This is a genomic window from Plantibacter sp. VKM Ac-2880 (assembly GCF_015351235.1).
Lineage (GTDB): Bacteria > Actinomycetota > Actinomycetes > Actinomycetales > Microbacteriaceae > Plantibacter.
Genome location: NZ_JADKSJ010000002.1, coordinates 501,264 through 521,439, shown reverse-complemented (window position 1 = coordinate 521,439; position 20,176 = coordinate 501,264). Strand labels below are relative to the sequence as shown.

15 protein-coding genes are annotated in these 20,176 nt (G+C 70.2%); 10 read left to right on the top strand and 5 right to left on the bottom strand.

Annotation, left to right across the window (positions count from 1 at the left end):
• Positions 1 to 41 precede the first annotated feature (41 nt).
• Positions 42 to 2,555, top strand: coding sequence for a glycoside hydrolase family 2 protein (locus ITJ57_RS14545; protein ID WP_194670794.1), 2,514 nt, complete (start codon positions 42 to 44; stop codon positions 2,553 to 2,555).
• 63 nt (positions 2,556 to 2,618) lie between these two features.
• On the opposite strand, the gene ITJ57_RS14540 is transcribed toward ITJ57_RS14545, so the two are convergent.
• A complete protein-coding gene (locus ITJ57_RS14540; protein ID WP_194670793.1) occupies positions 2,619 to 4,853 on the bottom strand; it encodes an alpha-galactosidase in 2,235 nt (744 codons plus the stop codon).
• Between the two features lie 165 nt (positions 4,854 to 5,018).
• Between ITJ57_RS14540 and ITJ57_RS14535 the strand changes: the two genes are divergently transcribed.
• The 7 genes from ITJ57_RS14535 to ITJ57_RS14505 all read left to right on the top strand — a co-directional run bounded on the left by ITJ57_RS14535 (position 5,019) and on the right by ITJ57_RS14505 (position 14,858).
• Positions 5,019 to 6,725 (top strand): ABC transporter substrate-binding protein, encoded by a 1,707-nt coding sequence (locus tag ITJ57_RS14535; RefSeq protein ID WP_194670792.1) that lies wholly within the window; start codon positions 5,019 to 5,021, stop codon positions 6,723 to 6,725.
• A 52-nt stretch (positions 6,726 to 6,777) separates the two neighbouring features.
• Positions 6,778 to 7,767, top strand: coding sequence for an ABC transporter permease (locus ITJ57_RS14530; RefSeq protein ID WP_194670791.1), 990 nt, complete (start codon positions 6,778 to 6,780; stop codon positions 7,765 to 7,767).
• Between the two features lie 64 nt (positions 7,768 to 7,831).
• Positions 7,832 to 8,824 carry an ABC transporter permease gene (locus tag ITJ57_RS14525; RefSeq protein ID WP_194670790.1) on the top strand — a complete coding sequence of 331 codons (993 nt, stop codon included), beginning with the start codon at positions 7,832 to 7,834 and terminating at the stop codon, positions 8,822 to 8,824.
• The gene (locus tag ITJ57_RS14520) at positions 8,821 to 9,711 is read left to right on the top strand and encodes an ABC transporter ATP-binding protein (RefSeq protein ID WP_194670789.1); all 891 of its coding nucleotides are present in this window, start codon (positions 8,821 to 8,823) and stop codon (positions 9,709 to 9,711) included. Before ITJ57_RS14525 ends, ITJ57_RS14520 begins: the two co-directional genes overlap by 4 nt.
• Positions 9,708 to 10,604: an ABC transporter ATP-binding protein gene (locus ITJ57_RS14515; protein WP_194670788.1), complete on the top strand. Its 897-nt coding sequence runs from the start codon at positions 9,708 to 9,710 to the stop codon at positions 10,602 to 10,604. Before ITJ57_RS14520 ends, ITJ57_RS14515 begins: the two co-directional genes overlap by 4 nt.
• Entirely contained in the window at positions 10,597 to 12,777 is a 2,181-nt protein-coding gene (locus ITJ57_RS14510; protein ID WP_370582422.1) for a glycoside hydrolase family 36 protein, read from the top strand. The genes ITJ57_RS14515 and ITJ57_RS14510 overlap by 8 nt, the downstream gene beginning before the upstream one ends.
• Positions 12,774 to 14,858 (top strand): beta-galactosidase, encoded by a 2,085-nt coding sequence (locus ITJ57_RS14505; protein ID WP_194670787.1) that lies wholly within the window; start codon positions 12,774 to 12,776, stop codon positions 14,856 to 14,858. Before ITJ57_RS14510 ends, ITJ57_RS14505 begins: the two co-directional genes overlap by 4 nt.
• Here the strand turns inward: ITJ57_RS14505 and ITJ57_RS14500 are convergent.
• Together ITJ57_RS14500 and ITJ57_RS14495 are read right to left on the bottom strand one after the other, a co-directional pair.
• On the bottom strand, positions 14,819 to 15,628 hold the full coding sequence (locus ITJ57_RS14500) for an SDR family oxidoreductase (protein ID WP_194670786.1): 810 nt from the start codon (positions 15,626 to 15,628) through the stop codon (positions 14,819 to 14,821). The two genes, ITJ57_RS14505 and ITJ57_RS14500, sit on opposite strands and share 40 nt — an antisense overlap.
• Before the next feature lie 55 nt (positions 15,629 to 15,683).
• Entirely contained in the window at positions 15,684 to 16,271 is a 588-nt protein-coding gene (locus tag ITJ57_RS14495; protein WP_194670785.1) for a TetR/AcrR family transcriptional regulator, read from the bottom strand.
• Between the two features lie 32 nt (positions 16,272 to 16,303).
• Between ITJ57_RS14495 and ITJ57_RS14490 the strand changes: the two genes are divergently transcribed.
• A complete protein-coding gene (locus ITJ57_RS14490) occupies positions 16,304 to 17,302 on the top strand; it encodes a DMT family transporter (RefSeq protein WP_194670784.1) in 999 nt (332 codons plus the stop codon).
• Here ITJ57_RS14490 and ITJ57_RS14485 read toward each other — a convergent pair.
• Together ITJ57_RS14485 and ITJ57_RS14480 are read right to left on the bottom strand one after the other, a co-directional pair.
• A complete protein-coding gene (locus ITJ57_RS14485; protein ID WP_194670783.1) occupies positions 17,220 to 17,837 on the bottom strand; it encodes an FMN-binding negative transcriptional regulator in 618 nt (205 codons plus the stop codon). The two genes, ITJ57_RS14490 and ITJ57_RS14485, sit on opposite strands and share 83 nt — an antisense overlap.
• A gap of 7 nt (positions 17,838 to 17,844) precedes the next feature.
• Complete coding sequence (locus tag ITJ57_RS14480) at positions 17,845 to 18,759, bottom strand: DMT family transporter (protein WP_194670782.1); 915 nt, start codon at positions 18,757 to 18,759, stop codon at positions 17,845 to 17,847.
• Between ITJ57_RS14480 and ITJ57_RS14475 the strand changes: the two genes are divergently transcribed.
• Positions 18,758 to 20,170 carry a PLP-dependent aminotransferase family protein gene (locus tag ITJ57_RS14475; RefSeq protein WP_194670781.1) on the top strand — a complete coding sequence of 471 codons (1,413 nt, stop codon included), beginning with the start codon at positions 18,758 to 18,760 and terminating at the stop codon, positions 20,168 to 20,170. The two genes, ITJ57_RS14480 and ITJ57_RS14475, sit on opposite strands and share 2 nt — an antisense overlap.
• The last annotated feature ends 6 nt before the right edge of the window (positions 20,171 to 20,176 follow it).

Genomic DNA, 20,176 nt, shown 5'->3' with positions numbered 1-20,176 from the left:
AGACCGACCGTCCCCCACACGCCGACGACGCAAGGATGCTCATGGCCCACTTCCCACTCCACAGCGCATGGACCGTCACCGCCGTCTCCGGACCGGTGCCGGACGATGTCCGAGACCGTCGGATCCCCGCGACCGTCCCTGGATGCGCCCATCTCGACCTCCTGGCCGCTGGACTCATCGCCGACCCCTTCGACGCCGACAACGAGGCGGCCCAGCAGTGGATCGGCGACACCGTGTGGCGGTACGAGACCACCTTCGACTGGCAGGACGACGGCTCCGACCGGCACGACCTCGTCGCGGAGGGCCTCGACACGGTCGCCACCATCGAGGTGAACGGCACCGTGGTCGGGCACACGGAGAACCAGCACCGGAGCCACCGGTTCGACGTTGGAGCGTTGCTCGTGGCCGGTGCGAACCGGTTGACGATCATGTTCGCCGCTCCCGTGCCCGAGGCCGAGGCCCGCTCTGCCGCGCATGGGCCGCGCCCGCACGTCAACCACCACCCCTACAACGCGCTCCGCAAGGCGGCGTTCAACTTCGGTTGGGACTGGGGCGTCGACGCGGCGACGAGCGGGGTCTGGAGGCCGATCGGGATCGAGAGCTGGTCGGGGGTCCGCATCGCCTCGGTGCGCCCGCTCGTCGATCTCGGTCCAGTGCCGGCCGAGGCTGCCGGCGACCAGGCGGGCCGGGTCGGCCTGCTCGACGCGCACATCGCTCTCGAGTGGGCTGCCGGTGCGAGCGGTCCCGTCTATGTCGGGGTCTCGGTCGGCGACGTGGTCGAGCGTGTCGAGGTCGATGCCGGGGCCACCGAGGTCGCCCTCGCGCTCACGGTCCCGCGCGTCGAGCCGTGGTGGCCGATCGGTCACGGGACGCAGTCGCTGTACGACGTCGAGGTGGTGCTGGAGCCGACCGCGGACGGCGGCCCGGGGTCGACGACGCAGCCGTGGCGGTCCCGCGTCGGCTTCCGGACCGTGTCCGTCGACACCACGCCCGACGAGCACGGCAGCCCGTTCGACCTCGTCGTGAACGGCGAGCTCATCCAGATCCGTGGGGCGAACTGGATCCCCGACCACACCTTCGTGACCGAGGTCGACCGGGCGCGCTACCGCCGACGGGTCGCCGACGCGGTGGACGCGAACATGAACCTGCTCCGCGTCTGGGGTGGCGGGATCTACGAGTCGGACGACTTCTACGACGCCTGTGACGAGGCCGGTGTGCTCGTCTGGCAGGACTTCCTCTTCGCCTGCGCCGCCTACGCCGAGGAGGACTGGCTCGCCGCCGAGGTCGAGGTTGAGGCGAGGGAGGCCATCACCCGGCTCAGCCCGCACCCCTCGCTCGTCGTGTGGAACGGGAACAACGAGAACATCTGGGGCTACGTCGAGTGGGGGTGGCGGCCACTGCTCGCCGGGCGCACCTGGGGTGAGGGGTACTACCGGGAGCTGTTCCCGGCACTCCTCGCGGAACTCGACCCGACTCGTCCGTACTCGCCGGCGAGCCCCTTCTCCTTCAGCGACTACCTGCACCCCAACGACGCGTCCAACGGCACGATGCACATCTGGGACGTGTGGAACTTGCTCGACTACCGCGAGTACCGGCGTCATGAACCGCGGTTCGCCTCCGAGTTCGGCTTCCAGGGCCCGCCCGCCTGGTCGACGCTCACCGGGGTGGTGCACGACGAGCCCCTCGAGCCCTGCGGCGCCGAGATGCTCGTCCACCAGAAGGCCGAGGACGGCAACCTGAAGCTCGAGCGCGGTCTCCGTGGACACCTGCCGGAGCCGCGTTCGATCGGGGAGTGGCATTGGGCGACGCAGCTCAACCAGGCCGCGGCGATCCGGTTCGGGATCGAGCACTTCCGGTCGCTGGCCCTGCGGAACACCGGGGCGATCGTCTGGCAGCTCAACGACAGCTGGCCGGTCGTGTCGTGGGCGGCGGTCGACTTCGCCGAGCATCGCAAACCGCTCTGGTACGCGCTGCGGGCGGTCTACGAACCACGCCTCGCAACCTTCCAGCCGAGCGGGACCGGGACCGGGCTCGCACTCGTGCTCCTGAACGACGACGCCGACGGCTGGGACGGTGAGGTGTTGTTGCGGCGGACGACGCTCGACGGCGCCGTCCTCGCCACGGCCGCCGTGCCCTCGTCCGTCGAAGCACGCGGTGTCGCCCGCATCGAGGTGCCCGTCGGCGTCGCCGCGATCGTCGATCCTGCTCGCGAGATCCTGACGGCGACACTGGACGGGTTCGCGACCGCCGTGCACGCCCCCGCCGAGGTGGTGGACCAGGCGCTCGACCCCCGTCCGCTGACGGCGGAGGCCTCCGCCGCCGAAGACGATCCGTCGACGTACCTCGTGACGGTCGTCGCGACGAGCTACGCGCGGGACGTCACGCTGCTCGTGGACCGGGTCGATCCTGCCGCGAGCGTCGACCGAGGGCTCGTGACCCTGCTCGCCGGAGAACGCGCCACCTTCCGGGTGCGCGCCCGCCAGGGACTCGACCCGCAGGCCTTCCTCGCCGACGACGTCCTCCGCCATGCGAACGGGCTGCTCGCCGGACGGTGACGGTGGGCTGAATGGCCCGACGGCCCGACGGCCGCTCCGAGACGCCGGAGCGGCCGTCGGTCGTCACACCCGCGTGAGGTGCAGGACGAGCGCCTGCGCCGGCCACAGCGGCGGGATCTGCAGCCCGACCGACCCGAGCACGCTGCCGGGGAGGGTGACCTCGTCGGCGGACATCCAGCCCGGCGTCGCGAAGCCGTGCCTGGAGGCGCCGATCTCGTTACGCAGCCGCACCCGGTACGAGGCCTGCGGGTCGAGCCCGTGCAGCCGGATCCGTTCCGGGAGCGAGTCCTCGAGGGTCGCCACGCTCGCGATCGTGAACACGGCCTCGGAGCGGTTCTGCCCGACGGCACCGACGACGCGGAGGGCGGGGTCCCGGACATCGGCGTGGACCGCGGTCCCCGTGTGGATGACGTGACGCAGCTCCTTGTAGAGCGCCGCCCACCGGGCGATGACCACCCGCTCCTCGGGCGTGCACTCGGCGATGTTCCACTCGAACCCCGCCGAGCCCATGAGGCTCGTCGCCAGCCGGTAGGAGAGCGCGGTCGTCCGCCCGGAGGAGTGCGCCGTGGTCGGCCCGACGTGTCCGCCGACGAGTTCGGGCGCGAGCAGGAGCTGGGTCCAGCGCTGGATGTCCTGCCGCTCGACCGGATCGTTCGAGTCGCTCGCCCAGACCCGGTCGGCCACGCCAAGCACGCCGAGGTCGCTCCGCGCGCCTCCGGAGGAGCAGGACTCGATCTCGAGGCCCGGGTGCCGTCCCTTCACCTCGGCCATCAGCCGGTAGAGCGCGAGCGTCTGGGCGTGGACGCCCGGTCGGCCGTCGTGCACAGCTTCGACGAGGTCGCGGTTGTGGTCCCATTTGATGAAGTCGATCCCGATCTCCGTGACGAGGCTGTCGAGTCGGTCGAGGATGTAGGCGTAGGCGTCGTCGCGGGCGATGTCGAGGACGTGCTGGCTGCGCCACGAGAGGTGCTCCGGCGACGGGACGTGCCCGGGCGCATGGAGGAGCCACTCGGGGTGCCGGACGGCCAGCTCGGAGTCGAGGTTGATCATCTCCGGTTCGAACCAGAGCCCGAACTCCATCCCGAGCGCGTGGACGTGGTCGGCGAGCGGCGCGAGGCCGTCGGGCCAGACCGACGGATCGACGTACCAGTCACCGAGGCCGCTCGTGTCGTCCCGACGCCCGAGGAACCATCCGTCGTCGAGGACGAAGCGCTCGACACCGACCTCGGCGGCGAGTCCGGCGAGGTCGTGCAGGAAGACCGGGTCGTGCCGGAAGTAGACCGCCTCCCATGTGTTCAGGACGAGGGGGCGCGGCGTGTTCGGGTGGTCGGGACGGGCGCGTTCGAACCGGTGGAAGCGTTCCGACAGTCCGTCGAGGCCCGTGCCCGACCACGCGAAGTAGGCGGTGGGCGAGGCATATGCCTCACCGGGCATAAGCCGGATCTCGCCGGCACGCAGGAGTTCACCGGCGCCGATGAGGTCAACGGAGTCGGGGAGCCGGTCGTTGCGGTAGGTGCAGTCGGCACTCCAGCCGAGATGCACCGCCCACAGCTCGCCCGACCGGTCGCGGGGGGTGTCGATCGAGGCGAGGTACAGCGTCGGTGCGTCGTGTCCGCCGCGACCGCGTCGCGTCTGCCGCACCGTGGATCCGCGCGGCATCAGGCTCGTGGTCGGCACCTTCTCGCGCGTCCACCGACCGGCGAACGTGGTGAGATGGTCGACGGCCTTCGGTGTCGGCAGGGTCGCCTCCAGCCAGTCGACCTCGAGGTCGGCGAGGGGCAGGCTGGCATCGTCCGCGGTATGTTCGATCCCGTGGTCGACCGTGACCACGCCGCCGGCCTCGATGGCGATCGTCGAGGTGAGTCGCAGGGCGTTCGTCGCATCCTCGGCGACGACCGTCAGGGCGGACTCGTCCGCGGAGGGGGTGCACGCCACGCTCGACCACCGAAGGTGGACCGGGACGCCCTCCCGGCGGAGGAGGATCCCTGGTCGCCCCGCCCACATGTCGCCCTCGACGGGGAGGATCGAGGCCTGCCAGGCCGCGTCGAGCGTGCCGGGGCGGGTCTGGCGGCTGAGGGCCGCCGCGACGTCGCGGAGTGCGTCGGCGTCCACCGGGCCGAGGTCCGCGCCCCAGTGCAGGATCGTCGGCAGCGTCGCGTACCGGGCCGCCGCTGCGGGCACGGACCGGGTCTCGACGACGACGGAGACGCCGTCCCGTCGGAGATGGACGAGGGGTGCTGAGGGGAGTCGCGCGGCGGCGTCGTCGCCGCGGAGCTGCGTGTCCACGAGGTCTGTCATGGGGCCCTTTCGAAACGGGGTCTGGTCGGCACGAGTTCGGCCGAAGTGCTTGACGCACATAATTTACCTAAGTAACAATGGTCGCGTCGGGTGGAAATATCCACCCCCATTCACGAAGTCGGCGTCGACTGCCCTCCGCGGTCCGCGCCTGGGAAAGGATCAACGATGTTCCTCAGCTCCACGGGCTCCCGGCCCCGTCGCCGCACCTGGGTCGCGGCCGCCGCCGCCGCAGCGGCCACCGCCATGCTGCTCTCCGGCTGCTCGCCGTCGAGCGGCTCCTCAGGCTCCTCCGCGTCGGCCGCTGACACCCTCGTCGCCTACACCGGTCAGGCCGGCGACTACCAGATCAACTTCAACCCGTACTCCCCGTCGAGCATCGGCGGTATCGGCACGATCTACGAGTCGCTGTTCTTCGTCACCAACGTGAACACCGAGGCCTACAAGCCGCTGCTCGGCACCGAGTACTCCTGGAACGCCGACGGCACGCAGCTCTCCGTCACCCTCCGCGACGACGTCACCTGGTCGGACGGCGAACCGTTCAGTGCCAAGGACGTCGCCTTCACCTTCAACCAACTGCTCGAGACGTCCTCGATCAACAACGCCGGCTTCGACGGCGCCATCGAGGCGGTCGACGACACGCACGTCGTCTTCACCTGGGACTACCCGGCGTTCGTGAGCGCACCGACCCTCCTCGGACGCTCGCCGATCGTGCCCGAGCACATCTGGAAGGACGTCGATCCGGCCACGGACGTCATGGAGCAGCCCGTCGGAACCGGCCCGTACACGCTCGGCAACTTCAAGGCCCAGGCGTTCACCCTCGTCGCGAACCCGGACTACTGGGACGGCGAGCCCGCGGTGAAGGCCGTGCGCTACCTCTCACTCTCGGGCAACACCGCGGGGGCCGACGCACTCGCCGCCGGCAGCATCGACTGGCAGACGGGCCCCGTCCCCGACCTGGAGAACGTCTCGACCACCTACCCGGGGTACGAGGCCATCACGATCCCGCAGAACCAGATGGCCCTCCTCACCTGCTCGAGCGAGGCACTCGGGTGCTCCGGCCCGCAGACCGACCCGGCCGTCCGCCAGGCCGTCTACTACGCCCTCAACCGGGACCAGCTGAACTCGCTGGCCTTCCAGAACACGGCGAGCGAAATGTCACCGACGTTCGCCCTCACGAGCACCCAGCAGGACCTCATCTCCCCGGCCATCGCCGAACCGATCGCGCCCAGCAAGCCGGACGCGGCCAAGGCTGCGGGACTCCTCGAGGGCGCGGGCTGGACGAAGGGCTCCGACGGCGTCTACGAGCAGGGCGGCGAGAAGCTGTCGATGACGGTTGAGGTCGTCACCGGCTGGACCGACTACATCACCGCGATCGACACCATGGCGCAGCAGCTGAAGGCGGCCGGGATCGAGCTGAAGGTCGCGCAGTCGTCGTGGAACGAGTGGACCGACAAGAAGAGCAAGGGCAACTACCAGCTCGCGATCGACTCGCTCGGCCAGGGCGCCGCGTCCGACCCGTACTACCTGTACGACAAGTACTTCAACACGGCGTTCACCGCGGCCGTCGGCGAAGTCGCCCCGCAGAACGTCGCGCGGTTCAGCGACCCGGAGGTCGATGCGGCGCTCGCCACGCTGAAGTCCACCAACCCAGAGGACACCGCGGCCCGTCAGGCGCAGTTCGACATCATCCAGGCGAAGATCGTCGCCGACATGCCCTACATCCCGATCATGACCGGTGGCACGACGAGCGAGTACCACAGCGAGAAGTTCACCGGCTGGCCGACGCTCGACGACCTGTACGCGTTCCCGGCGATCTGGGCGTCTCCCGACAACGCGGAGATCTTCAAGTCGCTGAAGCCGACGGGGAAGTGACGATGATCGTCACCGAGACGGAGCGCGCCGTGCCGCGCGGGGGAGGGACGTCGTGAACTACTTCGTCCGCAAGTTGGGGTTCTACCTCGTGGCCCTCTGGGCGGCGCTGACCCTCAACTTCCTGATCCCGAGGCTGTTGCCGGGCAACCCGGTCGACATCCTGCTCGCCAAGCTGCAGCAACGGGGTGGCATCGTCACCCCCGACACCCGCAAGGCCTACGAGCTCCTTCTCGGTGGCGATTCGTCCGAACCGCTGCCCCTGCAGTACTGGAACTACCTCGTCAACGTGTTCCGCGGTGATCTGGGCGTCTCGGTCAGCTACTTCCCGACACCGGTGACCGAGGTGATCAGCACCTCGCTCCCGTGGACGATCGTGCTGATCGGCGTCGCCACGATCCTCGCGACCGTGATCGGGGTCACCCTCGGCGCGATCGTCGGGTGGAAGCCGGGGACCTGGCTCGACTCCCTCGTGCCAGCGACCACGTTGCTGGCCGCCGTGCCCTACTTCTGGCTCGCGCTCATCCTCGTGTACGTCTTCGCGACCACGCTGAAGCTCTTCCCGTCGCAGGGCGGCTACGACGTGATCCTCGACCCCGGGTTCTCCTGGGAGTTCATCGCCTCGGCCATCCAGTACGGGTTCCTGCCGGCGCTGACGATCGTGATCGCCTCGCTCGGTGGGTGGCTGCTCGGGATGCGCAACATGATGGTGTCGACGCTGTCCGAGGACTACGTGCTCACAGCGCAGGCCAAGGGCCTCAGTCAGGGCCGGATCCTCCGGAACTACGCGGCCCGCAACGCCGTCCTGCCGTCGGTCGCCGGCTTCGCGATCGCGCTCGGGTTCGTCGTCTCCGGCTCGATCGTCACCGAGCAGGTGTTCTCCTACCCCGGGATCGGCTCGAAGCTGCTGTCCGCGGTGACGAACAACGACTACGCGCTGATGCAGGGCATCTTCCTCTACATCACCCTCGCCGTGCTCGGCGCGAACCTCATCGTGGACCTCTTCTACGGGCTCATCGATCCGCGCACCCGGGTGAACGCCTGATGCGCGCGGCTCCGACGCCCGCCGTCCCACCGACGCAACACGCCATCCTGGAAGGACCGGGCCGATGACGAACCTCGCTCCCCGAACCGAGCCGAACGTCGCCGACGCGACGATGGCGCTCGCCACCGCCGCAGCCGAGCGCGGGCGGAAGCCGCGGTCGGCTTGGCGGATGATGCTGCCGACCATGACGCCGTGGCTGGCGGTCGGTCTCGTCCTCGTCGGCGGTATCGCCCTCTTCGGACTGATCGGCCCGCTCGTCGTGCAGGATCCGACGAGCATCCGCGACATCGGCCTCACCGCGCCGAGCGCCGAGCACCTGCTCGGCACGACGCAGACCGGTCAGGACGTCTTCGCCCAGCTGGCCTACGCGACCGCCGGGTCACTTCAGATCGGCCTCATCGTCGGAGTCCTCGCGACGATCCTGTCGGCGTTCTTCGGCATCCTCGGTGCGTACATCGGCGGATTCGCGGACGAGGCCTTCTCGCTCTTCTCGAACGTGTTCCTGGTGATCCCCGGCCTCCCGCTGGTGATCGTCATCTCGGGTTTCGTGCCCCAGGAACAGCGCGGACTGTGGACGATCGCCGTAGTCCTCGCGATCACCGGGTGGGCGGCGTCGAGCCGGGTGCTCCGGGCGCAGACGCTCTCGATCCGCAACCGTGACTACGTCGCGGCGTCGCGGGTGGCCGGTGAGCGACCGGCTCGGGTGATCGCCGTCGAGATCCTGCCGAACCTGCTCCCCGTGCTGGCGTCGCAGTTCGTGTTCGCGGTCATCGCCGCGATCCTCGGCGAGGCCGGACTGTCGTTCCTCGGACTCGGGGCGTCCAACTCCTCGACCCTCGGCACCATGCTGTTCTACGCGCAGAACGGCTTCGCGCTCCCGCTCGGAGCCTGGTGGTGGTTCGGTCCACCCGGACTCATCATCGCCCTGTTCGGCATGGGCCTGTCGCTCATCAACTTCTCGATCGACGAGATCATCAACCCCAAGCTCAAGAACGTGCGCCTGCATCGCAAGCGGGCGAACGCGGCTGCCAAGCTCGAGAAGAAGGCCGTGTCATGACGCTCCTCGAATCATCCAGCCGTCGCTCGACCCGTCCGGCAGTGGTCACCATCGACGACCTCTCGGTCGTGTACGAGGTCGAGCACCCCGTCACGGCGGTGAAGCACGCGAGCCTGTCACTGGCACCCGGTGAGATCCTCGGACTCGCCGGGGAGTCCGGTTGTGGGAAGACCACGCTCGCCTACGCGATCAACCGGCTGCACAAGCCGCCGGCCCGGATCTCGTCCGGCAGCATCACCTTCCATGACCGCGACGGCTCCGACGTAGACCTCTTGGCGCTCGAGGACGAGGAGTTGCGGGCGTTCCGATGGACGAAGCTCTCGATGGTGTTCCAGGGCGCGATGAACGCCTTGAATCCCGTCACGAACGTGCGGGCGCAGCTGTGCGACGTCCTGCTCACCCACCGGCCTGAGCTCTCTCGCCGGGAACGGGTGCAGCGGGCCGGTGACGTGCTCGAACGGGTGGGCGTCGACCGCGCCAGGCTCACGGCCTATCCGCACGAGTTGTCCGGTGGCATGCGGCAGCGGGTCATGATCGCCATGGCCATGCTGCTCGAACCGCAGGTGATGATCATGGACGAGCCGACGACGGCGCTCGACGTGGTCGTCCAGCGGGACATCCTCCGGGAGATCGTCCGGCTCCGCGACGAACTGGACTTCGCCGTGGTGTTCATCACCCACGACCTCCCGCTGCTGCTCGAGATCAGCGACCGGATCGCGATCATGCTCGAGGGCGAGATCGTCGAGCTCGGCACGGCGGACCAGATCTACCGGGCACCCGAGCACCCGTACACCCAGCGGCTGCTCGCCTCGTTCCCGAGCCTCAGCGGCTCCCGCGGGGCGTTCATCAGGAGCGGCGTCGACGAGACCCAGGAGGACGAGGCATGACCACGATCCGTGTCACCGATCTGACGAAGGACTTCACCGTCAAGCAGGGACTGCGCCGGACGGCGTTCCGGGCGGTCGACCGCGTGTCGTTCGACCTCGTGCCGGGACGGACGGTCGCCCTCGTCGGTGAATCGGGTTCCGGCAAGTCGACCATCGCGCGCATGCTCGCCAGGCTCGAGAAGCCCTCGTCCGGTGGGATCGAGGTCCTGCTCGAGGACGGCACCCGGGTGTCGCGGGCGCAGTACCGGAGGCACGTGCAGATGGTCTTCCAGGACCCCTTCGCCTCGCTCAACCCGTTCCACACCATCGAGCACCACATCGCCCGGCCGATCCGGCTCCACAAGCGGGCGTCCGGCGCGGCCGCGGTGCATGAGGAGGTGCTGACCATGCTCGAGCGGGTCAACCTGTCGCCGGCCGAGGACATGGCCGCGCGTCGACCGCACGAGCTCTCGGGCGGACAACGCCAGCGGGTCGCGATCGCGCGGGCACTCGCACCGGGTGCCCAGGTGCTGATCGCCGACGAGCCCGTCTCGATGCTCGACGTCTCCATCCGTCTCGGAGTCCTCAACCTCATGGGCCGCCTGCAGCGGGAGGACGACCTCGCGGTGCTGTACATCACGCACGACCTGGCGACCGCGCGGCACTTCTCGGACGAGATCCTCGTGCTGTACCACGGCCGGGTGGTGGAGCGCGGGCCGTCCGACGACGTCATCCTCAACCCGCAGCACGACTACACGCGGCTGCTCGCGCTCGCCGCGCCCGACCCGGAGAAGATCGGCAAGGTGGTCTCGAACGAGGCCGCGCCCGACCGCGCGTCGCTCGACAACACGGTCTGCTACAACCACCACACCCAGGCGTGGGAGTCGGCGGACCGCGAACCGGCGCGTGTCTGAGCCGGGGATCCTGGTCGAGGGGCTCGACGACGGCCGGCTCCTCCGCGTGGCGAGCGACGCGGTCGAGCTGGTGTTCTCCATCGGTGCGGACGCACCCGTGTCGCTCGTCGGGATGGGAGCGTCGGGGTCGTCGTCCGCTCCCGTGCCGGTCCTGGAACCGCCGCTCCGCCAGGCGCTCGTCGAGGTCTCGGCATTCGGACACGGTCGGTTCCCGGGCGGCTTCCGACACGTCGACACGGTCATCGGCGCACGCCTGCGGTACCAGGGGCACGCCGTTGACGACGGGGCGCTCCGCCTGCGACAGCTGGATCCCGACACGGGGCTCCGGGTGACGAGCGTCTTCGAGCTGCGGCCCGGAGTGAGCGCCTTCCGCACCTGGACCGAGGTCACGGCCGGTGCGCCGCTCGTGCTCGACTTCGTGTCCACGTTCGTCACCGGCGCCTTCCTGACGGCGGCGCCCGACGTCGACGGCTTCGTGCTCGCCTCGGCGGCGAACGACTGGGTGGCGGAGAGTCGTTGGACCACGAGACCGCTCCGGGAGCTCGGTCTCGCACGGATCGACCGCGACCTGCAGCACCAACCGCCGCGCAGCCGCCTCCAGATCGCCAACCGCGGTTCGTGGTCGAGCGGTGAGCAGGCGCCGACGGCGGCACTGCTGGCGGCGAGCGGCGACTTCGCCCTGGCGTGGCAGGTGGAGCACAACGGTCCATGGTCGTTCGAGCTCGGTGAGACCCGGCACGGCGCCTACCTGCTCCTCACCGGCCCGACGGACCAGGACAACCAGTGGAGTCTGCGACTCGCCGCGGGGGAGACCTTCGCCTCGGTACCCGCCTCGGTCGCGCTCGCGGCGGGCGGGGTCGACGAGGTGCTCGGGGCGCTCACCCGGCAGCGGCGGGCGATCCGCCTGGTGCGGGAGATCGACCGGACGCTGCCGATCGTGTTCAACGACTACATGAACACGCTCATGGGAGACCCGACGACCGACCGGCTCCTCCCGCTCATCGACGCGGCCGCCGACGCGGGAGCCGAGCTGTTCTGCATCGACGCCGGATGGTACGCCGAGGGGCACTGGTGGGACACGGTCGGCGAGTGGGTTCCGGCCGCCAGCAGATTCCCGGGCGGGCTCGGGGAGGTCGTCGACCACATCCGGAAGCGCGGCATGACCGCCGGACTCTGGCTGGAGCCGGAGGTCATCGGCGTCCGATCGCCACTCGCGGTGGCGTCGTCGGGCCGGGCACTGCCTGATTCGGCCTTCTTCTCGCGCGGTGGGATCCGCCTCGTCGAACACGGGCGGCACCTGCTCGACCTCCGGGACCCGGCGGCGCGCGCGCACGTCACCGGCGTGATCGACCGGCTCGTCCGGGACCACGGCATCGGCTTCATCAAGATGGACGACAACACGATGACCGGTCCGGGTACCGACGTCGGGGGATCGGCCCCCGGCGCCGGACTGCTGGAGCACGCCCGCGCCCTGCTGTCATTGCTGGACGAGGTGCAGACGAGACACCCTCGCCTGCTGATCGAGAGCTGCGCGTCCGGCGCCATGCGGATGGACGGGGCGATGCTCTCCCGTCTACACCTGCAGTCGACGTCCGATCAGCAGGACCCCGTCAAGTACGCGACGATCGCCGCCGCGGCGCCGGCGTCGATGCTGCCGGAGCAGGCCGGCAACTGGGCCTACCCCGTCACCGGCGCCGGACGGGAGGCGATGGTGTTCGCCCTGGTGAACGGCATGCTCGGCCGCTTGTACCTGTCCGGGTACCTCAACCGCATGGAGCCGGCCGAACGTGCGCTCGTGCGCGAGGCGGTGGCAGCCCACCGGCTGCTCCTCGACGACATCGAGAGGTCGCTCCCGTTCTGGCCGCTCGGCCTGCCCGCCTGGGAGGACGGGTGGGTCGCGCTCGGCCTGCGGACGGAGCGGCGCTCGACCCTCAGCCTCTGGCGTCGGCCCGGAGCCGAGGCGTCCGTCGTGCTGGACCTCCCGGTGCTCCGCGGCCAGGACGTCGAGATCGAGCCGTTCTTCCCGGCCGCAATGGACGGTTGGGACTGGGACTGGGATCGGGCGGCCGGGACCCTCACGGTCTCGACCTCGGTTGAGGCCCCGACGGCCCGAGTCCTCCGCCTCACCACGACCCCCGCAGACACCGCCTCGACGAAGGACCCAGTCACATGACGAGCAGCACCGGACACCCCGCCCCGAGCCGACGCCCGTCGGTCGACTGGCCCACCGCAGGACTCTCGTTCGGCGGCGACTACAGCCCGGAGCAGTGGCCGTGGGAGACGGTCCTCGAGGACATGGAGCTCATGCGAGAGGCCGGGGTCAACCTCGTCACCCTCGGTGTCTTCTCCTGGATCGTGCACGAACCCCGCGACGGGACCTTCGACTTCAGCTGGCTCGACCGCGTGTTGGACCTCCTGCACGAACACGGGATCGGCGTGGACCTCGCGACCCCGACGGCCGCCGTGCCGATGTGGTTGCACCGACTGCATCCGGAGATCCTCCCGCAGGACGAGCACGGGCACCCGCTCGCCCCGGGCGGGCGGCTCGGCTGGTGTCCGTCGTCCCCGGTGTTCCGACACTTCGCCCTGCGGATCGTCGATCGCCTCGCCGCCCACGTCGCCGGGCACCCGGCCGTGCGGATGTGGCACGTCAGCAACGAGCTGGGTGGCGGCAACGCACGCTGCCACTGCCCGGTGTCGAACGACCGGTTCCGTGCCTGGATCGCGGCGAAGTACGAGTCGGTCGACGCGCTCAACACAGCGTGGGGGATGGCCTTCTGGGGGAACACCTACTCGTCCCTGGAGGAGGTGACGACGCCGTCCGGTGTGACCGCCCACAACCCCGGCCAGCTCCTCGACTACGAGCGGTTCTCCTCGGACGAACTGCTGGAGCACTATCGCTCGGAGCGAGCGACGATCCTCCGCCACACCCCGCGGCTGCCCGTCACGACGAACTTCATGGTGGGCCTCGGGCCCGACGTCGTCGACTACCCACGGTGGGCGGATGAGATGGACATCGTCACGAACGATCACTACACCTACGGCCCGGACCCGAGACGGCACCAGGAACTCGCCTTCAGCGGCGACCGGATGCGCGGGATGTCCGGGGGTGGTCCATGGATGCTCATGGAGCACGCCGCCGGTGCGGCGAGTTGGCATCCGATCAACCAACCGAAGCGTCCCGGCGAGATGATCCGACACGCGATGGCGCACCTCGCCCGGGGGTCGAACAGTGTCATGTTCTTCCAATGGCGGGCCTCGCGATCGGGCACCGAGCAGTTCCACTCGGCGATGCTGCCGCACGCGGGACGGGACAGCAGGATCTTCCGTGACATCTCGACGCTCGGCGCGCACCTGGTCGCGCTCGAGGAGGTGCGCGAGACGGTCGTGGTCGACGCCCAGGTCGCCATCCTCCACGACGACGAGGCGGGGTGGGCGCTGAAGAGCGGCTTGAAGCCCGTCAACCGACCGAGCTACGCCGACACCGCCAGGGCGCTGCACGACGCACTCTTCCGACGCGCCGTCACCGCCGACGTAGTGCCGCCGTGGTCGACGCTCACCGACTACCGGCTGGTCGTCGTCCCCGGGCTCTTCCTCGTCTCCGATGCGAACGCGGCCGCTGTACGAGCGTACGTCGAAGCCGGCGGCACCGTCCTCGTCACCTGGTTCTCCGGCATCGTCGACGAGGTGAACACGGTGCGGACTGGCGGTTTTCCCGGCGCGTTCCGCGAGCTCCTCGGGGTCTCCAGCGAGGAGTTCTTCCCGTTGACCTCCGACGAACGGGTCACGCTCGACAACGGGTGGCTGTTCACGCGGTGGAGTGAACTGCTGCGCGACCCGGACCCCGACGCCGGCGTCGAGGTGCTTGCTTCGGCCGTGGACGGTTGGGTCGCCGGATCACCCGCGATCACCCGGCGCACGGTCGGCGCGGGCACCGCCTGGTACCTGTCGGGTGACCTCGAGGACGACAGTCTCGGAGCGCTCGTCGACCGGATCCTCGAGGAGACCGGGGTCGAGCGCGTAGCAAGAGTGTCCGACGGGGTGGAGGCGGTGCGTCGGGCGTCATCCTCTGCCTCCTACCTGTTCCTCGTCAACCACACCGACGAGGCGGCCTGGACGGACGCGACCGGCGTCGACCTGCTGACGGGGGCGGAGCACGAGGGTCGGGTGGTGCTGGCTCCCGGCGGGGTGGCGGTGCTCCGCGAGACGCCGGCTCAGCCCACGCCGAACCCGCCGTTGCTCGAGAGCAGTTGACCGTTGATCCAGGAACCCGACGGCGAGAGCAGGAAGCGGACGAGGTCGGCGGTGTCGCGTGGCGTGCCGAGCCGCCCGGCCGGCGTCGCCTCGGTACCCCAGCGGCGGACGTCGTCGGTCATCCAGCCCGTGTCGATCGGCCCCGGATTGATGACGTTCGACCGCACCCCGCGGTCGGCGAGCTCCACCGCGGCCGCCGTGACGATGCGGTCGAGCGCGCCCTTGCTGGCGCCGTAGGGGAGGTTGTGCACCGTGTGGTCGCTCGTGAGGGCGACGATCCGGCCGGCCACCTCCGGCACGCCCTCCTGGACCGGGAGTTGCTCGGCGAACGCCTTGATGAGCAGCCAGGTGGCCCTGGCGTTCACGGCGAAGTGGCGGTCCCAGCTGTCGACGTCCGTGGTGAGGATCGAGCTGTCGACCGACTCGCAATGCGACATCACGAGTCCGGACACGCGACCGGAGCGCGCCGCCCGCTCGACGAGCTCGGCCGGGAAGGCCGGGTCGGCGAGGTCGCCGAACACGACGTCGACCCGGACCCCGAGCGCGCGGCACTCCTCGGCGATCGACTCCGGGTCGTCGGGGGAGCGCTCGTAGTCGAGGCGCTCGTCGTAGGGCCGCCAGGCGTTGAGGACCAGGTTCCAGCCGTCGGTGGCGAGGCCGACGGCGAGTCCGGCCCCGATCGACCGGCGGCGGCCCACCCCGGTCACGATGGCGACGCGGTCGGTCGCCGGGTCGGTGGTGGTCTCGATGGCGTCGTCGGTGAAGTCCATCCGCCGACCCTACGCGATGTCGCGTGGTCGCCGACAGGTCACCCGGCGAGCCCGGTCAGGCGGACAGGAGCCGACCGGCGATCGCGCGGGCGGTCTCGAACGGTTCGCGGAAGGTGCGCATCCCGACGGTCACGATGGCGCCCTCGTAGAGCAGCATGAGTTCGCGGGCGCGTGCTCCGGGGTCCGACAGGCCCGCTTCGGTGATGAGCTCCGCGAAGCGGCCGAGCAGCCACTGCTTCTGCCGCGTGACCTCCGGGAGGACCAGGCCGCTCGTCGCGTGATCGGGGATCTCGGCCCGCGCGTTGACGGCACTGCAGCCCTTCGGACTGTTGTCGTCGGACCAGCCGATCGCCGCATCGAAGATCGCGAGCACCCGGTCGATCCCGGGTTCCGGGTGACGTGCGAGCGCCTCGTCGACCCAGGCCCGCCACCGCGCGTCGCGATGCTGCAGGTAGGAGAGCACGAGGGCCTCCTTGCTGCCGAAGCGGTCGTAGAGGGTCTTCTTCGTGACCCCGGCCGCTTCCGCGATGGTGTCGACGCCGACCGCGTGGATGCCGTTCTCGTAGAAGAGGACGGACGCGGCGTCGAGCACCCGTCGGGCGCCCGGCGTGAGGGGTGCGAGCTCGGGAGTGTCGACCGTCATGCGAAAACTATACCAGTCTGTATACTGCGGGGATGAGTAAACAGATCGGTATAGTTTTCGCGGCCGCCGCCTTCGTCCTCGCCTGGAGCTCCGGGTTCATCGTCGCGAAGATCGGCACCGAGGACGTGCCCGTGCTCACCGTCCTGCTCTGGCGGTTCGTCCCGCTCGCCCTCGGGCTCGCGATCGTGCTGCTCCTGAGCGGACAGTGGCGGAACGCCAGCCGTGCACAGTTGCGGTCGCAGCTCGTCATCGGCCTGTTCGCCCAGTTCGGCTACGTCGTGTTCGTCTACGCATCGGTCGCCGTGGGCATCTCGACCGGGACGACCGCGCTCATCGACGCCGTCCAGCCGCTCGTCATCGCGGCGCTCGCCGGACCGATGCTGCACGTGCGCGTCCCCGGCGCGCAATGGCTCGGGCTCGGGATCGGCGCGGTCGGGGTGTTCCTCATCGTGCAGTCCCAGTTCGGCTCCTCCGACGCGCCACCGATCGCCTACGCTCTGCCCGCACTGGCCATGGTCAGCCTCATCACCGCGACGATCCTGGAACGGCGCTCGCCGCACCGATCCCCGGTCCTCCTCACGCTGACCGTCCACGCGACGGCGACCACGGTGCTCCTCGCCGTGCTCGCCCTCGCGACCGGTGCTGCCGTGCCGCCGGGTGACGCGACCTTCTGGCTGACGACGCTCTTCCTCGCGCTCGTGCCGACGCTCTCGGCCTACGGCCTCTACTGGTGGTTGCTGCGTCGGATCGGGGTGACGGTCCTGAACGCCCTCCTGTTCCTCGTCGCCCCGACGACGGCCGTCGCCGGGGCGCTCCTGTTCGGTGAGCCGTTCACCCTCCTGACCGCCGGTGGGTTCCTGCTCAGCGCGGCGGGTGTCGCCCTCGTGCTCGTCAGTGACGCGCGGGGTCGTGTCGGTGCTCGGAGTCGGGTCAGTGGCCCGAGTCGGGTCAGCGGCCGGGCGTCCGGAGATCACGCTGGCGACGCATCTCCTCGGCGAGCTCCGGATTGCGCTCGGCAAGCTGCGCGGTGATGTCGTCGACCACCTCCGGCGCCTTGTTCTGACTGAGCTTCGCCCGGGCGTCGAAGCGCGTCACCCGCATGCGCAGACCGACCGTGCCCTTCGCCGCACGCCGGGTGCCCGCCTCGTCCTCGGACAGGTGGCGGCCGTCCGGACGCGAGTCCTCGAAGTGGTCCGTCAGCTTGCTCAACATCTCGTAGTTCTCGTCCTCGCTGAGGAGCTCCGGCGTGCCGTACAGGTGGGCGGTCACGTGGTTCCACGTCGGGATGACCTGCCCCTCGGGGTACCAGCTCGGTGACACGTAGTCGTGCGGCCCCTGGATGATGACGAGGATCTCGTGCTCACCGAGCTCGTGCGTGGCCTCGTCCGGTCGGCCGAAGTGGCTGACGATGGACAGCCCGTCGACGTCCTCCTCGAGGATCGCCGGGTAGTGGGAGGCGACGAGGCCGGTGCTCGCCGGCGACACGAACGTCGCCCATGGGTGGTTGCGGATGAGGCGCTTGACCTCGTCGACGTCGGTCATGAGGTACGTGGGGGTGTGGCGCATGGTGGGGTCACTTCCGGTCGAGGCGGGTGCGGACGGCGAGGCCGGCGCACAGGATGACCGCGAGGCCGCCGAGCACGGTGGCCCGGTCGAGGTCCTCGCGGAGGATGAGGGTCGCCCACCCGATGCTCAGCACCGGTTGGACGAGTTGGATCTGGCTGACGCGCGACAGGGGGCCGATCGCGAGCCCGCGGTACCAGGCGAAGAAGCCGAGGAACATGCTGACCACGCCGAGGTATCCGAAGGCGAGCCAGGCCACCGGTGCCGCCGTCGGTGGCTCCGCGACCCAGGCGATGGTGGTGAGCGTCACCATGAGCGGCGAGGCCAGGACGAGCGCCCAGCAGATGGTCTGCCAGGAGCCGAGCTCGCGGGCGAGCAACCCGCCTTCGGCGTAACCGATCGCGGCGGCGACGACGGCACCCAGGAGGAGGAGGTCGGACCAGTCCAGCGGGGCGAGTCCGTCGGTGCGCAGGGCGGTGAACCCCACGGCGGCGACCGCACCCAGGCCGGCGAAGATCCAGAACGCGCGGGACGGGCGTTCGCCGCCGCGGACGACCCCGGCGACCGCGGTGGCAGCGGGGAGCAGGCCGATCAGGACGGCGCTGTGGCCAGCGGGTGCCGTGGTGAGCGCGAAAGAGGTCAGGAGTGGGAACCCGACGACGACCCCGCCGGCGACGACGGCGAGGCGAGCCCACTGGGCACCGACGGGACGCCGTGCGCGCATGGTCGACAGGACGAGAAGGGCGAGGAGGGCTGCGACGACGGCGCGAGCCGAGCCGATGAACAGCGCGGACATCCCGGTCAGCGCGACCTTGGTGAGTGGGACGGTGAGCGAGAACGTTAGGACACCGAGGAGTCCCCAGCCGAGACCGGCACGGGATAACGCCACCGGCGTCGGAGCGATAACGCTACTCTGTTGACTCATGAACAACGATAGCACCGAGCGGATCGTCACCGCCATGACGAGCTGGATCTCGACCGCCCCACCCGGTGCCCGGGTGCCGTCGAACCGGGCCCTGACGGCGGAGTTCGGTGCGAGCCCGGTCACGGTGCAGAACGCGATGCGGCAGCTCGCCGGGCGAGGGCTCGTCGAGAGCCGGCCGGGGGTCGGCACCTTCGTCCGGGCGGCTCGATCGACCCGGGCCGTCGACTACGGATGGCAGACGGCCGCGCTCGGTGCGCTGCCCTGGCGGCCCGGTGCGCTGTCCGCGGCTCAGCGGTCGGTCGCGCCCGATACGATCGCGCTGCACTCGGGATATCCCGCCCGTGAACTCCTCCCGGAACGCCTCGTCCGCGCGGCGCTCGCCCGCGCAGCCCGCACCGATGTCGCGATGACCCGCTCGCCGGCGGCCGGAGCGCCTGGGCTCCAAGCCTGGTTCGCAGCCGAACTCGCCGCCGTCACCCCACCCGGGGTCACCCCGGCGACGGCCAGGGACGTCATCGTGATCGCCGGCAGCCAGAGCGGTCTCAGTTCGATCTTCCGGGCGCTCGTCGGGCCAGGGCAGCCGATGCTCATCGAGTCACCGAGCTACTGGGGTGCGATCCTCGCGGCCGAGCAGGCCGGCGTCACGCTCGTGCCCGTGCCGACCGGGCCGACCGGGCCGGATCCGGACGCCGTGGAGCGCGCCTTCCAGGACACGGGAGCCCGCGCCTTCTACACGCAGCCGACCTACGCCAACCCGAGCGGCGCGCAGTGGCCGCAGGAGACCGGGCTCGCGGTCCTCGAGTCCGTGCGACGCCACGGGGCGTTCCTCATCGAGGACGACTGGGCGCACGACCTCGCCATCGACACCGAGCCGCGTCCCCTCGCCGCGCTCGATGATGACGGACACGTGATCTACCTGCGGTCGTTGACGAAGAGCGTGTCACCGTCGCTGCGGGTCGCCGCCGTCATCGCGAGGGGGCCGGCTCGCGATCGGATCCTGGCGGACCGGTCCGCCGAGTCCATGTACATCAGCGGCCTGCTCCAGGCGGCGACGCTCGACGTGGTGACCCAACCCGGTTGGCGGACGCATCTCCGCGGCCTGCGTCCCCGCCTGCGTGCCCGACGCGACCGGCTCGTCGCGAGCCTCGACGAACACGCGCCGACGGTCCACCTCGGGCTGGTCCCCGCCGGGGGCCTGAACCTGTGGGGGCGACTGCCGGACGGCACCGACGCGGCACAGGTGGTCCGCTCCTGCGAGAGCCGCGGGCTCATCATCGCCGACGGTGCGGAGTGGTTCCCCGCTGAACCGGCCGGGTCCTTCATCCGGATGAACTACTCCGGCGAGGATGCGGACCGCTTCGAGGAAGCGGCCCGCATCCTGGGTGAGGTGCTCGCGGACGAGCGCGCTTGAGGTGCT

Bases quoted from the DNA above. Each gene is read 5' to 3' on its own strand.
- ITJ57_RS14500 (WP_194670786.1), bottom strand. From the start codon at position 15,628: ATGGACTTCACCGACGACGCCATCGAGACCACCACCGACCCGGCGACC.
- ITJ57_RS14490 (WP_194670784.1), top strand. From the start codon at position 16,304: ATGAGTAAACAGATCGGTATAGTTTTCGCGGCCGCCGCCTTCGTCCTC.
- ITJ57_RS14480 (WP_194670782.1), bottom strand. From the start codon at position 18,759: ATGAGTCAACAGAGTAGCGTTATCGCTCCGACGCCGGTGGCGTTATCC.
- ITJ57_RS14505 (WP_194670787.1), top strand. From the start codon at position 12,774: ATGACGAGCAGCACCGGACACCCCGCCCCGAGCCGACGCCCGTCGGTC.
- ITJ57_RS14520 (WP_194670789.1), top strand. From the start codon at position 8,821: ATGACGCTCCTCGAATCATCCAGCCGTCGCTCGACCCGTCCGGCAGTG.
- ITJ57_RS14540 (WP_194670793.1), bottom strand. From the start codon at position 4,853: ATGACAGACCTCGTGGACACGCAGCTCCGCGGCGACGACGCCGCCGCG.
- ITJ57_RS14525 (WP_194670790.1), top strand. From the start codon at position 7,832: ATGACGAACCTCGCTCCCCGAACCGAGCCGAACGTCGCCGACGCGACG.
- ITJ57_RS14495 (WP_194670785.1), bottom strand. From the start codon at position 16,271: ATGACGGTCGACACTCCCGAGCTCGCACCCCTCACGCCGGGCGCCCGA.
- ITJ57_RS14485 (WP_194670783.1), bottom strand. From the start codon at position 17,837: ATGCGCCACACCCCCACGTACCTCATGACCGACGTCGACGAGGTCAAG.
- ITJ57_RS14535 (WP_194670792.1), top strand. From the start codon at position 5,019: ATGTTCCTCAGCTCCACGGGCTCCCGGCCCCGTCGCCGCACCTGGGTC.
- ITJ57_RS14475 (WP_194670781.1), top strand. From the start codon at position 18,758: ATGAACAACGATAGCACCGAGCGGATCGTCACCGCCATGACGAGCTGG.
- ITJ57_RS14515 (WP_194670788.1), top strand. From the start codon at position 9,708: ATGACCACGATCCGTGTCACCGATCTGACGAAGGACTTCACCGTCAAG.
- ITJ57_RS14545 (WP_194670794.1), top strand. From the start codon at position 42: ATGGCCCACTTCCCACTCCACAGCGCATGGACCGTCACCGCCGTCTCC.